Source organism: Streptomyces sp. NPDC016459, from assembly GCF_040632845.1.
Taxonomy (GTDB): Bacteria; Actinomycetota; Actinomycetes; order Streptomycetales; family Streptomycetaceae; genus Streptomyces.
Genome location: NZ_JBEYCR010000008.1, coordinates 196,280 through 215,597 on the forward strand (window position 1 = coordinate 196,280; position 19,318 = coordinate 215,597).

Below are 19,318 nucleotides of genomic sequence, written 5' to 3' on the forward strand. Positions count from 1 at the left end.
GTCGGCGCGTTCACCGAAGGGGGATGCGCCGAGGTCAAGGAGCGAAGGAGAGCATGCGGGGCTCGTGCTGGGTGTCGTTGCCGTTCAGACCGGCGGGCGTAAGCACGAGCCGTTCGCCCACGTAGGCGTTCTCCCCGACGACGCCCATCCCGAACTCGACCCTCGCGGTCGACGCGGGAAGCCTCAGCATGTCCTTGATCGTTTCGACGCCGCCCGGGCCGGCCCGGAAGACCCGCCCCGCCTTGCCGAACGTGCCCAGCTCGTACACGAACCCGGTCCTCCCCGGTCCGACGCGCAAGGGGACGTAGCCGTTCGAGGTGCCCTCCGACTTCACGCCCCAGACTAGTTTCCCGGTGACCAGGTCATAGGCGCCGACGCGGTCGGCGCCGCCCAGGAGCACGAGGCCTCCTCCGACGATGGCCTCCCGGCACGCCTGGGCGTTGGCGCTGGTGTTCACGGAGTCGTCGCAGTGCTTGAAGCCTTTCGGCCGGGGGTCGATGGTCCTGCGGGCCCGGCCGTCGGGTCCGAGGGCGACGACCCGCCAGTCGTCGGCGTGCGACTCCCGGTGCACGGTGGTGATCACCGCCGGGGCGACGGAGAGCACCTGGCCGATCCTCCGGCCGGGCTCGGTCCGGTAGCGCCACCGGACCCTGCCCGTGGCCGGGTCGATCTCGCGTACCTGGTCGTACGCCTTCTCCAGCGCGGTGATCGCGCAGTCGGCGACCACCAGGAGCCGGCTGCCGCCCGCCACCCGGCCGGGGTAGCACTTCCCCGGGGCCTCCATGGGGATGTCGTACAGCTTCCTCCCGTCGGCGACCCGGTACGCGGCGGCCTTCATGCTCTGGACTATCGCGACCGTCCCGCCGCTGATCGCGCTGTCCACGATGATCGTGTCGTCCCCCGTACCGGTCTCGGTCAGCTCCTTGTGCCAGCCCGGCTTGCCCGTACGCAGGTCGATCATCCGGAGCTGGTTGCAGCGGGCGCCGGTCCAGGCCTCGACGTTCTGCAGGACGATGACGATCTTGCCGTCCGGGGTCGGGTTGACCGGGGTCTCGCAGACGGGTGTCGGGAGGGAGACGCTCCACAGTTCGGCACCGTCGCTCAGCCGGTGGGCGACGACCTTCTTGTAGACGGCCTGGACGGCGGTGTCGCCGACGATCCACAGCCCCTCGGTCGGGATCGTCCGGCGGGGCAGGTCGGTGCGGTCGTCGACGATCCAGGCGCTTGCCTCCCCGGACCCGCGCTGTCGTGCGATCTCCTCGTTGGTGGGGATGTGGGAGGGCTTCGGCGTGGGGCGGGCGTTCGCGGTCGGCGGTGCCGTGGTGGGCGGAGCGCTGTTCCGCGGCCCCGCGCGGTTCGATCCGGCCCGGGACGATCCGTGGCGCTCGCCAAGGGCGTACACGCCTGCGCCGACGAGCAGGAGCAGGGCGAGAGCCGCGGCGGCCACCGGCCATCGCCGACGGGGCGGGCGGGGCGGCGGTCCGTACCCCTCGGGGGCGTACGGGTTGTCCGGCACGGGCCAGGGCGGCGGGCGGTGCCTGTACCAGGGCTCGTGCGACGGTGACATCCGGTTCTCCCTACGGCGGTGCGATCGGCCTCCCCGGAGAACTGGTCTCCGGAAGGCTGTTCTGAGCAATGGCTACTGCGGACTGGTTCCTGTGGGCGCGGAGTTGCCCGCGGGGGGGGCGGGCCGCCGACGCAGTCGCGACCCACGTCGATACCGGGTGCGGCACCCCTCACGGCCGTGACGGGGTGCGGCCCCCTCCCCCTTCACCGCCTCATACGGCGGGACGTTCGCCGGAAGGCTCCGCGATGACGATCCGAACGTGTGAGGGAGCGTACGTGCGTGCCTTCCTGGCCATCTTCGTCAGATCGAACCTGGATCGCGGCACGGCGACGTGGATCGGTACGGGCAGCTCCTCGTTCCGCGGGGGAACGGGTGCGCCGTGCGGCAGGGACGCGCCGGGGCGCAGCCGGGCGCCGATCAGCGCGTACTCCTCGCCGGGCGGGGTCGACACGACGAACTGGGTGATGTCGGACCACGGCAGCAGGACCTCGCCGAAGCGGGCTCCGGCCGCGTCGAACTGGAAGGCCGTACGCCGCTTCTCGAACCAGGAGACGATGAAGGGGGCCGCCGCGACCAGGACCACACCGCCCTTCATGTCGAGCGCCCAGCCGAGCAGCAGAGCGACGGCCAGGACGCCCGCGATCGACCCCCACAGGAGCGCCAGATCGCGCGCGGAGAACGGGTGGGTGACGCGGTAGCGCTCCCATCGCCCGCCCCGGCGGGTGGGTGAGGCACCGGATGCTCCATTGGCCTGGGACACAGGGTGTGACCTTTCTCGATGACGGGTTCGCCGCCGTGCTGGGTGGCGCCTGGGGCTGGGACGGAACGGACTGGGGGCGGGCGCCCCGGACGTCACCGCCGATGCGGGTCTGCCGACCCGTCTTTCCGGCGCCCGCGCGGACCGGGCCGTCGAGGCACCCCGACCTGACTGCGCAAGGCCGGCCGCCGGCCTGACAGACTTTGGCGCAACGCGCTGCTCTTCCGATGAAGTCCTGGTGAAACGGGCTCCGGCGGCGAGTGGCACCGGACGCACGGGGGACATGGGGATTCGACGTGAGCGTGCATTCACCGGACACGGGCATGGGCACCACCGGCGCGGGGGGCGAACTGCGCATCGATCTGCTCGGGTCGGTCCGTGCCCGGCGCGGCGACTCGCCGCTCGCGCTGGGTCCGGTACGGCGGCAGGCCGTGCTCGCCTCGCTGATCCTGCGGGCTCCGGCGTTCGTCACGTACCAGCAGCTCCTGGACGACGTCTGGGGGGAGGAGCCCCCGGGCACGGGGCACCGGGTCCTCCCGAGCTACGTGTACGCGCTGCGGAAGGCTCTGGACGAGCCGGGCGCCGCGGCGGACCGATCCGTCGTCATCGGGGGACGCGGCGGCTATCGCTTCGCGGCGAACGCGGTCCGGACCGACCTGGCCGAGCTCGCCGAGGAGGCCGCCAGCGTCCAGCGCGCGAAGGCCGCCGGTGACTTCGACGCCGCGCTCGACCACGGCGGCCGGGCCCTGGAGCTGCTCCACGGGGAGCCGCTGCCCGGTCTCCCGGGACCGTTCGCCGAGACCCAGCGGCAGCGCCTGGGCCAGCGACGGCGCGCGCTGCGCCTGGACCTGGCGGCGTGTCTGGTAGCGCTCGGGCGCTACCCGGACGCCCTGGACGCCCTTCTGACGGCGCCCGACACGCAGCAGTACGACGAGCCGTTCGCAGCCCTGCGCATGCGGGCCCTTTACGGCAGTGGGCGGCAGGCCGAAGCGCTCTCCGTCTACCGCGAGACGCGCCGACGACTGGTCGACGAGCTGGGCGTGGAACCCGGGGAGGAGCTGCGGCGGGTGCACCATGCGCTCCTGCGCCGGGACGATGCGCTGCTGCTCGGCCGGACGGTGCGGACGGGCGCGGCGACCGCGACAGCTGCGGAGCGGACCGGGTCCCCGGGCCCCCCGCCCGGGCCGCAGGTTCCGGACGGTGCACGCCTGTCCGAAGGCTCCGACGACCTGCGCGACCGGCCCCGTCCCCGCATGCGGCGGAACGACCTGCCCGGCAACACCGCCTGCCTGGTCGGGCGCGCGACGGAACTCGCCCTGCTCACCGCCCCCGTGCCGCCCGGGGCCGTGTCCGTGATGACGGTCGACGGCACGGCGGGCGTCGGCAAGAGCGCCCTGGTGGTCCGCGCCGCCTGGACACTCGCCGACGCCCATCCCGACGGTTGCCTCTTCGTCGACCTGCACGCGGACGGCGCCGCCCATGAGCAGGTCGCCCCGCAGCGGGCCCTTCGCCGGATGCTCCGTGCGGTCCTCGACGAGGGTGACGTGCCGCCGAATCCCCCGTCCGGGCCGCGTGACCCGGACGGCGAGGACGACATGGACGACCTGGCGGATCTCGTCACGGCCTGGCGGGCGGCCACAAGCGCGCTACGGCTGCTGCTGGTCGTCGACAACGCGCGCAGCGCCGAGGAGGTACGGCCGCTGCTGCCCGCGGGCCCGGGCAGCCGGGTCCTGGTGGCGGGCCGGCAACACCTGACCGGCCTCGACGCCGATCTGCGGCTGACCGTGGAGCCGCTGGGCGCGGATGATGCCGTCGCACTGCTCCGAGAGCTCCTAGGGGAGTCCCGGGCCGGCCGCGAGCCCGAGGCGGCGCGCGAGCTCGTACGACGGTGTGGCGGCCTGCCCCTGGCCCTGCGCATCGCGAGCGCCCGGCTGCAGAGCCGGCCGTCCTGGACCCTGGCCTTCCTGGCCGACCGGATGGCCCGCGGCATGGGCGGCCTCGACGAGCTGCGGGCCGGGGACCGCAGCGTGGAGGCCGCCTTCCGGGTGTCGTACGACCAGCTCGCTCCGGAACTACGGCGCGGTTTCCGTGCGTTGGGCACGGCTCCCACCGCCCGCTTCGACAGGCTCACCCTCGCCACCATGCTGGGCGGCTCCCGCGAGGAGGCCGAGGGAGTCCTGGAGGATCTGGTCGACGCGAGCCTGCTGCAGCAGCCGCAACCCGGCCGATACCGGCTGCACGACCTCGTACGGGCTCATGCGCGGCGCGTCGCCTCCGAGGCCCCTGAGGAGGCCGCTGCGAACCGCGACGCCGTCCTGTACCTCTATACGGCGGCGGGCCGCATGGCCAGCGACTGGGGACCCAGCGCCTTCCCGCCCGTCGTCGATGTCGCCCGTTCGGCGACCCCCGGATCGTCCTTCACCGGCTGGCGGGAGGCCTCGGCGTGGCTGGACTCTGCGGGTGGAGAGCTCCTCGACGTGGTCGCCTATGCCGCCGGAGGCGGCCACGGTGACCACGCGTGCCGGATCGCCGAAGCCCTGGTCGACCACCTGGCAGGCCAGGGTCACCACCACGAGTGCCGTACCGCGCTGGAGCTCGCCCTGACCTGCGCGGACGAGGCCACCGACCGGCGGATGCCCGCCGCACTGCGAAACTGCATGGGTCTTGTCGACATCTACCAGGGACGGTTCCGGCAGGCGAGTACGTGGTTCTCCGAAGCCCTGCGGTACGGCCGCGGGCTGGGCGACCTGCGGGAGGAGGCCCGGGCCATCGCCGGGACGGGTATCGCGCTGGGACAGCTGGGGGACCCGGAGGAGGCGATCAGCCACCTGAGCAGGGCGGTGGAGCTGGCGGCCGAGGTCGACGACGACTGGCTCACGGGGGTGTCGCACTGCAACCTCGGCTCCCTCCACCACCGACAGGAACGGCACGAACAGGCGCTCGCGCACTACGACACCGCCCTCGCACTCGCCGAGAAGAACGGCCGGCCAAGGACCATCGGCAGCACCCTGTGCTTCGCCGCTGAGCTCGAACTCGCCCTCGGTCGACCCGTGGAGGCCGCGAGCCTGCTGCGCCGGGCCACCGAACTGGCCGGACAGGTCGAGGATCTGCCTCTGCGTACGGCGTCGTTGTCGCGTCTGGCCGCAGCGGAACACAGCCGGGGCAATCTGCGTTCGGCCGTCGACCTCCACCACGAGGCCCTGTCCACTCTCACCCCGCACACGAGCACCTGGCTGGAGATGGGCGTCCGCATACGTCTCGGCAGCACCTACACGGCCACGGGACGTCGCGCCGAGGCGCGGCGGGAGTTCCGTACCGCCCTCGCCCTGCCGGGGGCGGGTGACCACCCGCGCGAGTACCGGATGGCACGTGAGGGGCTGAACGCCATGGGGGGTCATGCCCCGCAGCCCGGATGAAAAGTGCCGGGAGTAGGGCCAGGTGGAAGGTCGGGCTGAAGTCGGCCTCCCTCCGGAGCCGGATGACGTCGTAGCGGGCGGCGGTTGCTCGGATGCGCAGGGGTAATCGCGGCGTTGGGGCGCCATGGGGTGGGAGTGACATCCTCGGACCATGAATGCTGATGATCTGCCGCTTCGTCCTCTGCTCGTGGTGGACGGGGCCAACGTCGTGGGTTCGGTGCCCGACGGCTGGTGGCGCGACCGGCGTGGGGCCGCTGAGCGGTTGCGCGACCGGCTCGCCGCGGTAGGCGGGCCGGCCGATGGACCGTACCCGGGTCCGTACGAGATCGTCCTCGTCGTCGAGGGCCTCGCTCGGGGCATCGCCTCCGTACCCGACGTGCGGGTCGAGGATGCTCCTGGCAGCGGCGACGACCTGATCGTCGAACTGGTGCGGAAGGCGAACGGCCGACCGTCCCTGGTGGTCACGGCCGACCGGGAGCTGTGCCTGCGGGTCCAGGAGGAAGGCGCCCGCTGCACGGGTCCCCGCAGTCTCCCCCCGACGCCCGGTCAAGGGTTTCAGACGCCGCGGGAGGTGTGAGTTCTCCGGTCCGGGTTACGCGGATCCCCGTAACCCGTTCCCGAACGAGAAGGACGTTTCCCATGTCGCAGGTCGAGGAGTCCGTCGAGGTCGAGGTCCCGGTCCGCACCGCGTACGACCAGTGGACCCAGTTCGAGACGTTCCCGCGTTTCATGGACGGCGTGGAGCGGATCGAACAGCGTACGGATACGCTCACCCACTGGGTCACGGAGATCGGCGGAGTCCGCCGCGAGTTCGACGCCGTCATCACCGAACAGATCCCGGACGAGCGCGTCGCCTGGACGACCGTCGAGGGCGAGTCGCGGCAGGCCGGCGTCGTCACGTTCCACCGTCTCGACGAGACACGGACGAAGGTCATGCTCCAGATGGACTTCGCCCCCGAGGGGCTGACGGAGCAGGTCGGCGACAAGCTCGGGTTCGTCAAGCGGAAGGTCACTGGCGACCTCAAGCGGTTCAAGTCGTTCATCGAAGAGCGCGGCGGCCAGGAGACGGGCGCCTGGCGCGGCTCGGTGTGAGGCTCCGCCGAGCGGCACGACGGCTCCACGCCCCCGGGTGATCAGGAGCGCCCCGAGACGCCCGATGGCGTGGCCCGGACAGCTGGCGGTCCGGGCCACGTCGTCGTTCCTCGTCCGGGGCTGCTGACTCTCGACCAGGGTGCGGCCCCTTGCCCCAGCCCGGTCGGCTTGATCAGAGACATACGGGTAGCCAGGCTGCCCGCAACCACCACCCCCGACACGCGCCACACCGTGCGGCATGCCGTCGCCGAGGGCGCAACGCGCCCCGCCGAGGCCGTACGCCGTGGAGGCCTGGCTGGATGTCGACCCGGCCCTCTCCTTCATGGGATTCGACCCGCCCACTCCCGTCATGGAGGCCGTCCTACGGTTCGGGGGGGACGCGCTTGCGGGCCGCCCTCGCGTACACAGTCGGCAGCGCCGACATCTGAGCGGCCGGACGCGGCAGCCGACGGCCGAACCGGGCCGCCGCCGGTGTCGCCCGGCGGCCGGCCACGAGGGCCCGTACCGGAGGGACCGGGGGACCCGTACCGGAGGTCCCTGCTGGCTCCCGCGAGGCTGATGTCGGGCCGCCTTCGTCTCAGGCATGACGGGCGGACTGCGACGAGGGCCGGGGCGCCGGGCGGACACGACATCCACCAGCGGAAGACGCAACACTGGCTGGGCCCCTCCGCTGTACCGAGCGGTTCGGAGCAGTCGAAATGGCGGGGCCCGGTTCGTTGAGCGAGGGTGACGGGAGAGTCGGCCGTGCCGGCTCCCCTCTGTCCGCTCCTTCGAAAGGGACTTCCCATGTCCGAACGCAACACCTTCCTGCGCAGTCTTCACGACATAGGCGCGGCCGCCTGGTTCGGCGGCTCGCTGATGGGCGCGGTCGGCCTCAACGGCGCCGCGAAGGACCAAGGCACGAGCTGGGAGGAGGGCCCGGATCGCGAGCTCGGGCTGGGCGAGGTGGACTCCGGTCAACGCAGTGGCGATCGGCGCTCACCTGCTCGGCGCCACCGGTCTGCTCGCGACCAACGCAGGCCGCGTCGCCACCCAGCAGGGCGTCGCCGCCTCCACGCTGGCGAAGACCGTCCTCACCGGTGCGGCTCTGGCCGCCACCGCCTACGCGCGCGTGCTGGGCAAGAAGATCGAGCTGGCCTCGTCCGGCGACCCCCAGGACGCGGAGAAGGCCGGACAGTATCCGATGGACACGCAGCAAGCCGCACGGCGCCTGGCCTGCGTCCAGTGGGCGGTGCCCGCTCTGACCGGCGGCCTGCTGGTCCTCAACGCCCTTCACGGCGAGCAGCAGCGGCCCACCGAGCAGGCGCAGGGCATGTGGCAGCGCGCCGCCTCCCTCCCCCGGCACATGCCTTCCAGCATCAGCTGCCACCTGCCGCACTGATCTCCGCCGGCAACCGGACCATCGCACTCGAACAGGTGGGACCGAATGTGATCACGCACGTGGAGCACCTGACCGGATCGCCCAAGCCGTCCCGCCGCCTTCCTCCGCTTCACCCATCGTGGCCGGCTGAGGGCTCGCATGCGGCGGTCGGTGGCCGGGCCGTTACGGCCCAGCCGTTCAGCGGGACGCCGTGAACCGGCCAGGGCGGCTGGTGGTGGTCGTCACCGGGGCCTCCAGCGGCATCGGCCGCGGGGTGGCACAGGCTCTCGCCGCCCGCGGGGCCGATGTCGTGCTGGCGGCCCGCTCCGAGCAGACCCTCGCCGCGGTCGCCCGGGAGTGCGAGCAGCGGGGAGGGCGGGTACTGGTCGTCCCGACCGACGTCAGCGACGAAGCGGCCGTCCAGGTTCTGGCCCGGCGCGCCGTCGGCAGGTTCGGGCGCATCGACGCCTGGGTGAACGCCGCGGCCGTGTGGAGCTACGGCCTGTTCGAGGACACTCCCGGCCCTGTGTTCCGGCAGATCGTGGACACCACGCTGTTCGGCCAGGTCCACGCGGCCCGGGCGGTGCTGCCGCAGTTCCGGTCCCAGGGCCATGGAGTACTCATCAACATCGGCTCGCTGTACGGACGGCTCTCGTCGCCCTACGTCGCACCGTACGTCACCGCGAAGTGGGGTTTGCTCGGCTTCTCCGAGGTGCTGCGTCAGGAGTTGCGCGACGCCCCCGGCATCGCTGTGTGCACGGTTCTGCCGGGCGCGGTCGACACGCCGATCTATCGTCATGCCGCGAACTACATCGGCCGCCGGATCCGGCCGCTGCCGCCTGTGACGTCCCCGGAACGGGTGGTGGCGGCGGTGGTGCGCGCCATCGACCGGCCTCGGCGCGAGATCGTCGTCGGACGGACACAGCGTGTCGGTTCCTGGGCACACCGGCTCGTGCCCGGCCTGTACGACCGGCTCATCGGGCCCGTGGTGAACGCGTTCGCCGTGCGGGGCACCCCGGTCTCCTCCCACGACGGCACCGTGTTCGCCCCCGACCCTCTGCCGTGCGCCGTCGACGACGGGTGGCGCCGACATGACCACCGCATCCTCGGCCAAGCACTGACGGTGAGCGCCGGCCTGGGAGCACTCGCGATCGCGGTGAAGACCCTCGGCCGACGACGGTGAGTGAGCCTGCGCCTGTCTCTTCCCCTGCGCCCGCCTCCTGCCCACTGCTTCCTGCTTCCTGCTTCCTACTTCCTGCTTCCTGCTTCCTGCACTGGACCGAGCCGGACCGGACCGGACCCACAGTCCCGGATTCACGCCATGTCGGCGCCTCTCAGCAGAAGCTGTGTCACAGCCATGCCCGCCACCACCATCGCCGCCCGGAACGGCCATCGGCTCCCGGGCGCCGACGGCAACGCCGTGCCGACGACCGCGACGGACCCCGCCGCCGCTGCCAGGACCCAGCCCGAAACGCTCACCGCTCCGGACGGTCCCACGACGACCACCCCCACGGCCGCCAGCATCACGAACGGTGCCGCCCACCGGCAGGCCGCACGGCCCAGCCGCTGCGGCAGCCCGCGTACCCCGGTCGCGAGATCGTCCTCGATGTCGGGGAGGACGTTGACCACGTGCGCCCCCACACCGAGCAGCGCCCCCGCCGCTACGACCCACCACGCGGGCCAGGCCTGTGACGGCGTACCGAGGGTGACGAAGGCGGGCAGCGAGCCGAATCCCACGGCATAGGGCAGCGGTGAGAGCACCGTGCGTTTGCCTCCCAGGTTGTAGGCCCAGCCCGCCGCCACGCCCACCAGGTGCACCGCTCCCGCGACCGCCCCGCTCAGCAGCGACAGCGGCACGCACAGCCCCAGGGCCGCCCCGGCCGCGACGGCCACCGTCCTCGGGGGGAGCTCGCCGGTGGCCGCCGGCTTGTCGGGGCGCCCGCAGACCAGGTCGCGCTGCGCGTCGGCCGCGTCGTTGCACCAGCCGACCGAGAGCTGACCGGCCAGCACCGCCCCGGCCACGAGCGCCGCCCCCGCCACGCCCCGGCCCCCCGCCACGGCCAGCGCGGTCGCGAACACCGTCACGGCGAGCGCCGGCTCCAGATGGCAGGAGCGCAGCAGCACCGGGATACGGGGTGGCGTACGCGCAGAAACCTCGGACGGGTGCAAAGACACATGCGCAAGGTAATCAGGTGTCCGGAACGAGGTAGGCATGACCCCCATGCGTGTCTCTGTGATCACCGACGATCCCACCGCCCCCTCCGTCGCGCCGCGTCTGCCGACCGTGCCTGTCGCGGCGACCACGATCGCCGCCGTCCACACCGCGCTGCCACCGCACCGCTACGCCCAGGACGACCTGACCGAGCCGATCGGCGACCTGTGCCTGGCTCCGGGCGCCGACCGTGCGCTGCTGCGCCGCCTGCACGTGTCCACCGGCGTACGGGCGCGCCATCTGGCGCTGCCGATCGAGACGTACGCCGACCTCGGAGACTTCGGGCGGTCCAACGACGCCTGGATCGCGGCCGGTCTCGACCTGGGTGAGGAGGCCGTGACCGGTGCGCTGCGGGAAGCGGGGCTCGAACCGGCCGATGTCGATCTGCTGGTGTGCAACTCCGTCACCGGTGTGGCGACCCCGTCGCTCGACGCCCGTCTGGTCGGTCGCCTGGGGCTGCGGCCCGACGTCAAACGGCTGCCGGTGTTCGGCCTGGGATGCGTGGCGGGCGCAGCCGGTCTCGCGCGGCTGCACGACTACCTGCGCGGGCACCCCGGCGACACCGCTGTGCTGCTCACCGTCGAACTGTGCTCGCTGACGCTCCAGCGGCGTGACGACTCCCGCGCCAACCTCGTGGCCGGCGCCCTGTTCGGCGACGGCGCGGCCGCACTCGTCGCACGCGGCCGGGCCGCCGCGGGACGGGACGGGAGCGGGCCGGCGGTGATCGCCACGCGCAGCCATCTCTACCCGGGTACCGGGCACCTCATGGGCTGGGACATCGGAGCCGCGGGGTTCCGCGTCGTGATCGACGCGGGTATCCCCCGTATCGTGCGGGAGCACCTCGGGCGGCCCCTGCGGGCCTTCCTGGCCGAACACGGACTCACCACCGACGACATCGGAACCTGGGTGTGCCATCCGGGTGGTCCCAAGGTGCTGTCCGCCGTGACCGACGTGCTCGGCCTGCCCGACGACGCCCTCGACAGCGCGCGGCGCTCGCTCGCGGCCGTGGGCAACATGTCCTCGGCCTCCGTACTGCACATCCTGCAGAGCCATCAGGGATCCCGGCGGCCCGAGCCCGGTACCTGGGGCCTGCTGATGGCGATGGGCCCCGGCTTCTGCTCCGAGTTCGTCCTGTTGCGCTGGTGAGAGGCATTCATGTTCTGGTACGCGCTCCTCGTCCTCGGCGTGGCCGCCGAACGCGTCGTCGAACTGGTCGTGGCCCGGCGCAACTCGGCCTGGACGCTCGCCCGCGCCGGTGTCGAGCACGGCCGCGGCCACTATCCGGTCATGGTGACCCTGCACACGGCCCTGCTGGTCTGCTGCCTCCTCGAACCCGTGCTGGCCCACCGGCCGTTCCTGCCCGCCCTGGGATGGCCGATGCTGACGCTGGTCCTCCTGGCCCAGGCGCTGCGCTGGTGGTGCATCACCACCCTCGGGCCGTACTGGAACACGCGCGTCATCGTCGTTCCGGGGACGCGTCCGGTCGGGGCCGGCCCCTATCGATTCGTGCGTCACCCCAACTACATCGCCGTCGTGGTGGAGGTCGCCGCTCTCCCCCTGGTGCACTCGGCGTGGCTGAGCGCGGCGGTGTTCAGCACAGCCAACGCGGTGCTGCTCACGGTCCGCCTCCGCTGTGAGAACGCGGCCCTCACCCGGGCGGTGCACGCGTGAGCCACGGACACGACCTGATCGTCGTCGGCGGCGGTCCCGCCGGCCTGGCGACAGCGCTGTACGCCGCGCGGGCCGGTTTCGACACCGTCGTGGCCGAGCCCCGCCGCGCACCGGTCGACAAGGCGTGCGGCGAAGGTCTGATGCCCGGCGCCGTCCGTACCCTCGCCGCACTCGGTCTTGAGGTCCCCGGCCATCCGATCACCGGCATCCGTTACGTGCAGGGTTCCCGTCAGGTCGACGCCGCGTTCCGGCGCGGCCCCGGCCTCGGCGTACGGCGCACCTGTCTGCACGACATCCTCCACGGGGCAGTCCTCGCGGCAGGCGTTCCCGTACTGCCCCTGCGGGTCGGAGAAGTACGGCAGGACGCGAACGAAGTGACCCTGCCCGGCGCCGGTCTGCGCGCCAGCTGGCTGGTCGCCGCGGACGGTCTGCACTCCCCGGTGCGCCGCTCCCTCGGCCTCGGTGTCCCATCCCGCACGAGGCCCAGGTACGGGTTGCGGCGTCACTACGCCGTACCGCCGTGGTCCCCGTACGTCGAGGTGCACTGCGGACGGCACGGCGAGGCCTACGTCACCCCGCTCGGTCCCCGGCTCGTCGGCGTCGCCCTCCTGACGGACCGGCGGGCCCCGTTCGACGCCCAGCTGGAGCGCTTCCCCGAACTGGCCGCCCGTCTCCCCGCGGAGAGGGCCGTCACCGCGGTACGGGGCGCGGGCCCGCTGCGCCAGAAGGCACGCACCCGGCTCCACGGGCGGGTCCTGCTCGTGGGCGACGCCGCCGGATACGTCGACGCGCTGACCGGTGAGGGCATCTCCCTGGCCCTCACCGGTGCCGGAACTCTGATCGACAACGTGCGCCGAGGTACGCCGGAGCGCTACGAAGGCGACTGGAGCCGCGCGACCCGCCGCCACCGGCTTCTGACGGAACTTCTGCTACGGGTGCGACAGCAGCGGGTACTCGCCCCGCTCGTCGTGCCCGCGGCCGAGCGCCTTCCGCGCGTCTTCACGGCAGTGGTCAACGCCCTGGCATGAGCTTTCGCCCCCGCACGGGGCGCGTCGGTCCGCTACCGGGTGTCCGGCCGTGTCGTCCTTCGCACCAGCGACGACATGGCCCCCGTCAGCCGCTCCACCCTGCTCCTGGGCAACTGCGCGGGCGGCACGCTGACCGCCACAGCCCAAGGTGCCGTACTGCTGAGCCTCGCCGGCACGGTCGGCCTCCCCTACGATCCGCTCCTCCTGCTCCTGCTCCTCGGCGGCATGATCCTGGCCTCGTTCACCATCACGGCCCTGTCCCTGGCCCTGTCCGTCACGCTCCGCAGACCCGAGACGTTCCACACCCTCCTCGGCCTGGTCATGATGCCGCTGCTGTTCCTCTCCGGGGGATTCTTCCCCCTGCAGTCCCTCCCCGGCTGGGCCCAGGCCCTCGCCGGCGCCAACCCCCTCGCCTACGCGGTGGACCTCCTGCGTCGCTGCATCAGCCGTCGCGTCCCTGACCAGCAAGCCGCCACCAGCATCGAATGGGCGGGCTGGCAGCCACCCCTCCCCCTCGAAGCGGGCCTTCTTCTCATCATCGGAACCATCGCCCTGCTGTGGGCCGCCCGACGTTTCAACCGCCCGGAATGACGACATGTTCGGGGCGGGCCGTCGGTCGTCACGGTCGACGTGTGCTTTGGCCTCGGTGCTACGGGTGGTTCTCCCCCGCCCGCGCGACCCGGGGTGCAGGTGGGTGCAGGTGCGTGCCTAATGGATGGCACGTGACGGATTCGCCCTGGTCGCCCAACCTCCGAGGAGGCCGGATGCCCCGCTCTGATGACGGGATCGCCGTCCCCCGGGCGCGGGAGCGGCGTCGGCGAAACGCGCTGCTCCAGCGGCCGGTCGGCCCGGCGCGCAGGGGCCTCTCGCAGTTGCTGTGCGCGGTCGCCGGGGTCGGGCTGGGGCTGCTGACTCCTCTGGTCACGGCGGGACCCCAGGTGGCGGCGGGGCGGGTGGTCAGCGTGCTGATCACTCTGGGCTTCGGCGTCATCAGCCTGGTGAGCATCATCTACTCGGTGCTGTTCCTGGTCGTGCAGTTCTCCGCCAGCACGTTCACGCCCCGCCTCAGCCTGTTCCGCGACGAGCCGATCGTCTGGCGGGCGTTCGCCTTCACCGTGGGCGTGTTCGTCTTCTGCATCACCTCGGGCCTGGCCATGGGCTCCCGAAAGAACGTCTCCGTCTTCGTTCCGTGCGCCGCCATGCTCCTCTCCCTCATCGCGCTCGGGCTGATGCGGACGCTGCAGATGAAGGCGTTCGACTCGATCCAGCTCGGCCACTCGCTGACCGCGATCGCCGCCCGTGCGCACCGCTCGTACGACACCCTGTACGCGCACCCCTACGCCCCTGGCGAGGTCGCCGCCCCGCGGCCGTCGCCGGCCGGCCCGAGTAGAGCGGTCCGCTGGACGGGGCCGCCGACCGTGCTGCGGGGGATCGACGTGTCCACCCTCTTGGGCATCGCTCAGGCACACGATTGCTCGGTCGCCTTTCGCATCGCCCCGGGCGCGACGCTGACCGGCGGCATGGTGGTCGCCGAGGTGACGCCGGGTGGTCCCGGGGAGGCAGTACTGGCGGGGGTCCTCTCGACGGGGGTCGAGCGAGGCTTCGCCCAGGACCCCGAACTGCCGTTCAGACTTCTCGCCGACATCGCACTCCGCGCTCTGTCTTCCGCCGTGAACGATCCGGCCACAGCGGTGGAGGCCATGGACCGCCTCGAGGACCTGTTGATCCGCCTCGCCGACCGCGACCTGGAGATCGGCCGGTTCCACGACCCTGCCGGACGGCTCCGGGTGAGTATCCCGGTGCCCGGCTGGGACCGGTACGTACGGACCGCCGTCGACGACCTCGTCTTCGCCGCCGCAGGGACCCCCATGGCCCTGCGGCGGATGCGCGACCTCCTGCGCAGGCTCGCCGAGTGCGCCCCCGAGCCCCGACGCGCCGTCGTGAACGACCGGCTCCAGTGGGTGGAGCGAACCGGCAACGAGTCGTACGCACTGGTCTGGACCGATGACCATGCCGGTACGCCGGCCGATGCCGGTGTCGAAACCGATACCGGACCCGGAACCGCATAGGGCCGGAACCGCATAGGGCCGGGCCCGGCGTCCTGGCCCGGGACCGGTCGCCCGCGTGGCACTCCCCGGCGAGAGGGCCGAAAATGAGAACGCCGGACGGTCCGGGACGGTCCGGGACAGGACCGGGACGGCGCCGTACGCACAGCGGCGGAGGATCGCCCCCTCAGGCATCAGAGACCCAGGTGATCAGGTATGTGCCGATGGCTCGCCTATTCAGGAACTCCCATGCTGCTCGACACCATCCTGTACAAACCGGCTCACTCGCTGATCGACCAGAGCCTGCATTCCAAACTGGGCGTGGAGACCACGAACGGTGACGGGTTCGGCGTCGGCTGGTACACGGACGACAACGAGTCCCCGGCGCTCCTTCGGGACATCGGCCCCGCCTGGAACAACCGCAACCTCCGTGAGATGGCGGACCACGTCCGCTCGCCCCTGTTCTTCGCCCACATCCGGGCGTCGACCGGCACGGCCGTGCAGCAGTCGAACTGCCATCCGTTCCGGTACGGCCGATGGATGTTCATGCACAACGGCGCCATCACCGGCTTCCACCTGATGCGCCGGGACCTCACCCTCCTCGTCGACCCCGCCCTGTACGCGGGCATCGAGGGAACGACGGACTCGGAGGTGATGTTCTACCTGGCACTCACCTACGGCCTGGACGAGGACCCGCCCGCCGCCGTCGCCCGGATGGCGGGAGTGGTGGAGCGCGTCGGCCACGAACACGGCGTGGAGTTCCCCCTTCAGATGACGCTCGCCATCACCGACGGTGTCCGCGTCTGGGGCTTCCGCTACTCCAGCGGGCACGATTCCCGGTCGCTGTTCTACAGCAGCCAGGTGGAGGCACTGCGCAGGTTGCACCCCGACGTCGCTTTCCTTCGCGACATCTCGGAGGAGACCCGCCTCATCGTGTCCGAACCCCTCGGCGATCTGCCCGGTGCCTGGAACGCGGTACCGGAAAGCAGCTACGGCGTCGTACAGCCCGGCGACGACGAACTGCATCCCTTCGCTCCCTTCGCCCCCGTGGCAGCATGACAGGTCCACCGCGCACCCCGGCCCCCTACCGCGACACCGGCCGGGGGAAGACCAGGTTCACTGCGCGGGGCGATCTGGTCATGGGTGGTGCTGTGGATGGCGTACTGTGGGGACTACCGACGCGGGGTGGAGCAGCTCGGTAGCTCGCTGGGCTCATAACCCAGAGGTCGCAGGTTCAAATCCTGTCCCCGCTACTGAAGTGACATGAGGCCCGGATCCTGTGGATCCGGGCCTCTTGCGTGCCTTCGCACCTCGGGCCGTCCATCCGAGTGGAGGCCTCTGCGGTACGCCCCGCCCGGGGATCGGCGGGTGGAGCGAAGGCACAGGGGCCGTCGATCCGGGCGACGACCGTCTGTCAGGTCCTCGAGTCGCTGGGGTCGTAACGCCGGCGCGTTGCCGGCTCAGGGCGTGAGGAACCACGCCGCGCATCGGCCCGCGGGGCGAGGTCCCGGCCGGTACGCCGGTCCGTCACGCTGCCCAGCCATCCCAGTGCGAAACCGGTGGGGACGGAGATGAGGGCGACGGACTGGAAGGGGAGCCAGGCGATGTCCGTGTGAGGGAGGAAAGAGGAAGGGAGGCTGGTGACCATGGGGGTGAAGGTCTGCAGGACGACGACGCAGCCCGCGCCGCCGACGAGGGTCCACAGCAGACCGCGTTCGGTGAAGCGGCGCCAGAACAAGGTGTAGACGAGCGCGGGCAGGAGGCTGGAGGCGGCGACGGCCAGGGCGACCCAGCTGAACATCTGGATGTTCCAGTCGAGGGCCGCGTAGGCGAGGGTGATGCCGGCCACGCTGACGGCGACCGCGCCCCAGCGGGCGGTGCTGATCTCAACGCCCTTGTCGGAGCTTTCCGTCCGGCGCAGGGCCTTGCGGTAGAGGTCGTGGCCGACCGCGGCCGACGCCGTCAGGGTGAGGCCCGCGATGACGGCGAGGGAGGTCGCGAAGACGGCGATGGCGACGAGGATGAAGAGTACGGTCCCGGCGGTGGAGCCGGGGCCGCCCACGAGCGTCCCGGTGGTGAGCATAAGGGCGCCGGTGCCACCTGGGCTGACCTCCGCCAGTTTCGCGCCACCGACGGTCGCCGCCGTGCCCAGGCCGATCAGCACGGCGCACACGGTGACGGCCGAGACGATGACGAGGGCCCCGCGCACGGAGCGGCGCGCCGCCGTGGCGTCGGGGGTGGCGTGCAGCCGCATCACGACATGCGGCATGACGGCCGCACCCAGGATGATGCTGAGCTGGAGTCCGACGAAGTCGAAGGTCCAGCTGGCGCTGGGGTTGGAGCGCTGCAGGAGGCCGGGGCGGAAGTACGCCGAACCGGTTCCGTTGTTGGTCTGCGCGGCGTCAAGGAGAGCGGCCGGGTTCCAGCCGAATCGGGTCAGGAGCACACCGACGACGAGAAGCAGGGCCACGAGGACGATGACGGTCTTGGCTGCCTGCAGTGCGGTCGCCCCGCGCATCCCCCCGACGGCGGTCGCGCAGGCGATCAGGACGCCGATCATCACGGCGATCGCCCGCTGCGCGCCCACCGTCTCCAGGCCCAGGAGCTGCGCGGTCACGAGGGCCACGGCTGAGAGCTGGACGACGAAGTAGAGCAGGCACACAAGCAGTGTGACGACCGCCGCGGCGATCCGCACCGCAGTCCCCGGCGCCCGGTCCGCGAAGACGTCGGCGATCGTGAACCGTCCGCGCGCCCGCAGCGGTCCCGCGAGGAGAGAGAGGACGACGAGCGCGGCGACCGTGCTGCCCGCGACGAACAAGCCGTCGAACCCCATGAGAGCGACGGTCCCCGTCGTGCCCACCACCGTGGCCGACGAGATGTAGTCGCCCGCCAGCGCCAGTGCGTTGCGCAGGGGTTTGTTCCGCCGCCGGCCGACGTAGAAGTGCTCCGCCTCCTCGCGTTGTGGCCCGAGCAGCAGGCAGGCGAACAGCGCGGCGACCACGACGAGGAGGAAACTGACCAGGACTGCGCCCTGGGTTTCGCCCCCGGTCATGGACAGCTCCGTGGCGGGGAAGGGGTGGACGGTCATGGCTCTCCGGGACGCTCGCGACGGCAAGAGGGCCTACGAGAGCACGGTGCGGGCCCGCCGGTGAAGGCGTGCGCGACTGAACGTGTCACCAGCACACCGGCGCGGGCATTGCCTGTGCGTGGCGACCAATGCCGCACGGCGCCGGGCGAGGGGGCGGGAAGCCGGCCGGGGCCGGGCCGGTGACACGGGGTGGCGAGGGCTGCGTTGTCGGCAGAAGGCGTCGGGCGTCCCCGGCGTCCGGCACGCCAGCGTGTGGAGGTGAGTGTCGGGGGCAGGACTCGAGACATGACGACATCACTCGGTGCCTTTGTCCTCGGCAGCCCGGATCCTCCCGCGCTGGCCGACTTCTATCGCGCTCTGCTGGGCTGGCAGGAAGTCGAGCGCGAGCCGGAGTGGGTCCGGCTGAAGTCTCCAGAACAGGAACGCCCGAGCCTCAGTTTCCAGCTGGAGACCGATCACACTCCTCCCATCTGGCCGCAGCGCCCGGGCACTCAGCAGATGCAAGCGCACCTGGACCTTCAGGTCGACGACTTGGAGGCGGAGACCGAGCGGGCTTGTGCCCTGGGCGCGACGGTGGGGGAGCACCAGCCTCAGAAGGATGTACGGGTCCTCCGGGACCCTCACGGTCACCCGTTCTGACTCTTCCTTCCGGGAGCCTGAACGCCGCGATCACGGCACCCGGGCGGCAGAGGGTCCGAGGCCTCCCTATCGACGCACACCTCAGGCATCCGTCTACCTCCGCCTGACCGAGCCGCCCTGTGCGCTCGACGAGACCCAGCCGCAAGCAAGTAGCCGGCAGGGGAGCGAGTGCTCGGTGGGGCAGCCGGCCCCACGGCTGCCTGGGCGTGAGCAAGCCACTGCGACCTCGGGCGACCAGGAACCGTCCGGCGGGGGTCTTCCCGCACGCGTCATGACTGTTCCGCTCCACCCTCCCGTACGAAACTCAGTTCGTCAGCCGCGGACCACGTGTGCCGCACGTCCGGGTGGTAGTTCCTCTGTCCAGGGGCTTTTGGGCGTCGGGTCCCAGCGGGACCGCAAGAGTTGCCCCGTGATCATTGACGCACTCCCCACACCCGACCCCG

14 protein-coding genes, 1 tRNA gene and 2 pseudogenes are annotated in these 19,318 nt (G+C 71.9%); 13 read left to right on the forward strand and 4 right to left on the reverse strand.

The genetic code is table 11. The features are described from left to right. Positions 1 to 34: 34 nt before the first annotated feature. Both ABZ567_RS21145 and ABZ567_RS21150 read right to left on the reverse strand, forming a co-directional pair. On the reverse strand, positions 35 to 1,567 hold the full coding sequence (locus tag ABZ567_RS21145; protein ID WP_360792153.1) for a PQQ-binding-like beta-propeller repeat protein: 1,533 nt from the start codon (positions 1,565 to 1,567) through the stop codon (positions 35 to 37). Positions 1,568 to 1,778: 211 nt separating this feature from the next. After that, positions 1,779 to 2,327 (reverse strand): hypothetical protein, encoded by a 549-nt coding sequence (locus ABZ567_RS21150; RefSeq protein ID WP_360792155.1) that lies wholly within the window; start codon positions 2,325 to 2,327, stop codon positions 1,779 to 1,781. A 293-nt stretch (positions 2,328 to 2,620) separates the two neighbouring features. Between ABZ567_RS21150 and ABZ567_RS21155 the strand changes: the two genes are divergently transcribed. The 5 genes and pseudogenes from ABZ567_RS21155 to ABZ567_RS21175 all read left to right on the forward strand — a co-directional run bounded on the left by ABZ567_RS21155 (position 2,621) and on the right by ABZ567_RS21175 (position 9,375). After that, entirely contained in the window at positions 2,621 to 5,740 is a 3,120-nt protein-coding gene (locus tag ABZ567_RS21155) for a BTAD domain-containing putative transcriptional regulator (RefSeq protein WP_360792157.1), read from the forward strand. A gap of 151 nt (positions 5,741 to 5,891) precedes the next feature. Further along, on the forward strand, positions 5,892 to 6,317 hold the full coding sequence (locus tag ABZ567_RS21160; protein WP_360792159.1) for an NTP pyrophosphohydrolase: 426 nt from the start codon (positions 5,892 to 5,894) through the stop codon (positions 6,315 to 6,317). 62 nt (positions 6,318 to 6,379) lie between these two features. Further along, on the forward strand, positions 6,380 to 6,832 hold the full coding sequence (locus tag ABZ567_RS21165; RefSeq protein ID WP_360792161.1) for an SRPBCC family protein: 453 nt from the start codon (positions 6,380 to 6,382) through the stop codon (positions 6,830 to 6,832). Between the two features lie 786 nt (positions 6,833 to 7,618). Further along, positions 7,619 to 8,213: pseudogene (locus ABZ567_RS21170) on the forward strand (hypothetical protein). A 190-nt stretch (positions 8,214 to 8,403) separates the two neighbouring features. Beyond that, positions 8,404 to 9,375, forward strand: coding sequence for an SDR family NAD(P)-dependent oxidoreductase (locus ABZ567_RS21175; RefSeq protein WP_360792163.1), 972 nt, complete (start codon positions 8,404 to 8,406; stop codon positions 9,373 to 9,375). 131 nt (positions 9,376 to 9,506) lie between these two features. Here ABZ567_RS21175 and ABZ567_RS21180 read toward each other — a convergent pair whose 3' ends face one another. Then, positions 9,507 to 10,367 (reverse strand): UbiA family prenyltransferase, encoded by an 861-nt coding sequence (locus ABZ567_RS21180; protein WP_360792165.1) that lies wholly within the window; start codon positions 10,365 to 10,367, stop codon positions 9,507 to 9,509. A 46-nt stretch (positions 10,368 to 10,413) separates the two neighbouring features. Here ABZ567_RS21180 and ABZ567_RS21185 point away from each other — a divergent pair, with 46 nt between their 5' ends. The 7 genes and pseudogenes from ABZ567_RS21185 to ABZ567_RS21215 all read left to right on the forward strand — a co-directional run bounded on the left by ABZ567_RS21185 (position 10,414) and on the right by ABZ567_RS21215 (position 16,401). Beyond that, positions 10,414 to 11,550 (forward strand): 3-oxoacyl-[acyl-carrier-protein] synthase III C-terminal domain-containing protein, encoded by a 1,137-nt coding sequence (locus ABZ567_RS21185; protein ID WP_360792167.1) that lies wholly within the window; start codon positions 10,414 to 10,416, stop codon positions 11,548 to 11,550. A gap of 9 nt (positions 11,551 to 11,559) precedes the next feature. Next, positions 11,560 to 12,075, forward strand: a complete 516-nt coding sequence (locus tag ABZ567_RS21190; RefSeq protein WP_360792169.1) for an isoprenylcysteine carboxylmethyltransferase family protein — start codon at positions 11,560 to 11,562, stop codon at positions 12,073 to 12,075. After that, the gene (locus tag ABZ567_RS21195; RefSeq protein ID WP_360792171.1) at positions 12,072 to 13,103 is read left to right on the forward strand and encodes an FAD-dependent monooxygenase; all 1,032 of its coding nucleotides are present in this window, start codon (positions 12,072 to 12,074) and stop codon (positions 13,101 to 13,103) included. Before ABZ567_RS21190 ends, ABZ567_RS21195 begins: the two co-directional genes overlap by 4 nt. Positions 13,104 to 13,178: 75 nt before the next feature. Further along, positions 13,179 to 13,694 (forward strand): annotated as a pseudogene (locus ABZ567_RS21200) (ABC transporter permease); the annotation flags it as partial. A gap of 173 nt (positions 13,695 to 13,867) precedes the next feature. Beyond that, positions 13,868 to 15,172: a DUF2254 family protein gene (locus ABZ567_RS21205; RefSeq protein WP_360792173.1), complete on the forward strand. Its 1,305-nt coding sequence runs from the start codon at positions 13,868 to 13,870 to the stop codon at positions 15,170 to 15,172. 192 nt (positions 15,173 to 15,364) lie between these two features. Beyond that, positions 15,365 to 16,207 carry a class II glutamine amidotransferase gene (locus ABZ567_RS21210; RefSeq protein ID WP_360792175.1) on the forward strand — a complete coding sequence of 281 codons (843 nt, stop codon included), beginning with the start codon at positions 15,365 to 15,367 and terminating at the stop codon, positions 16,205 to 16,207. A gap of 120 nt (positions 16,208 to 16,327) precedes the next feature. After that, a tRNA-Met gene (locus ABZ567_RS21215) sits at positions 16,328 to 16,401 on the forward strand. A gap of 161 nt (positions 16,402 to 16,562) precedes the next feature. Here the strand turns inward: ABZ567_RS21215 and ABZ567_RS21220 are convergent. After that, positions 16,563 to 18,200, reverse strand: coding sequence for a cation acetate symporter (locus tag ABZ567_RS21220; protein ID WP_360792177.1), 1,638 nt, complete (start codon positions 18,198 to 18,200; stop codon positions 16,563 to 16,565). Positions 18,201 to 18,521: 321 nt separating this feature from the next. Here ABZ567_RS21220 and ABZ567_RS21225 point away from each other — a divergent pair, with 321 nt between their 5' ends. Further along, the gene (locus ABZ567_RS21225) at positions 18,522 to 18,875 is read left to right on the forward strand and encodes a VOC family protein (RefSeq protein WP_360792179.1); all 354 of its coding nucleotides are present in this window, start codon (positions 18,522 to 18,524) and stop codon (positions 18,873 to 18,875) included. The last annotated feature ends 443 nt before the right edge of the window (positions 18,876 to 19,318 follow it).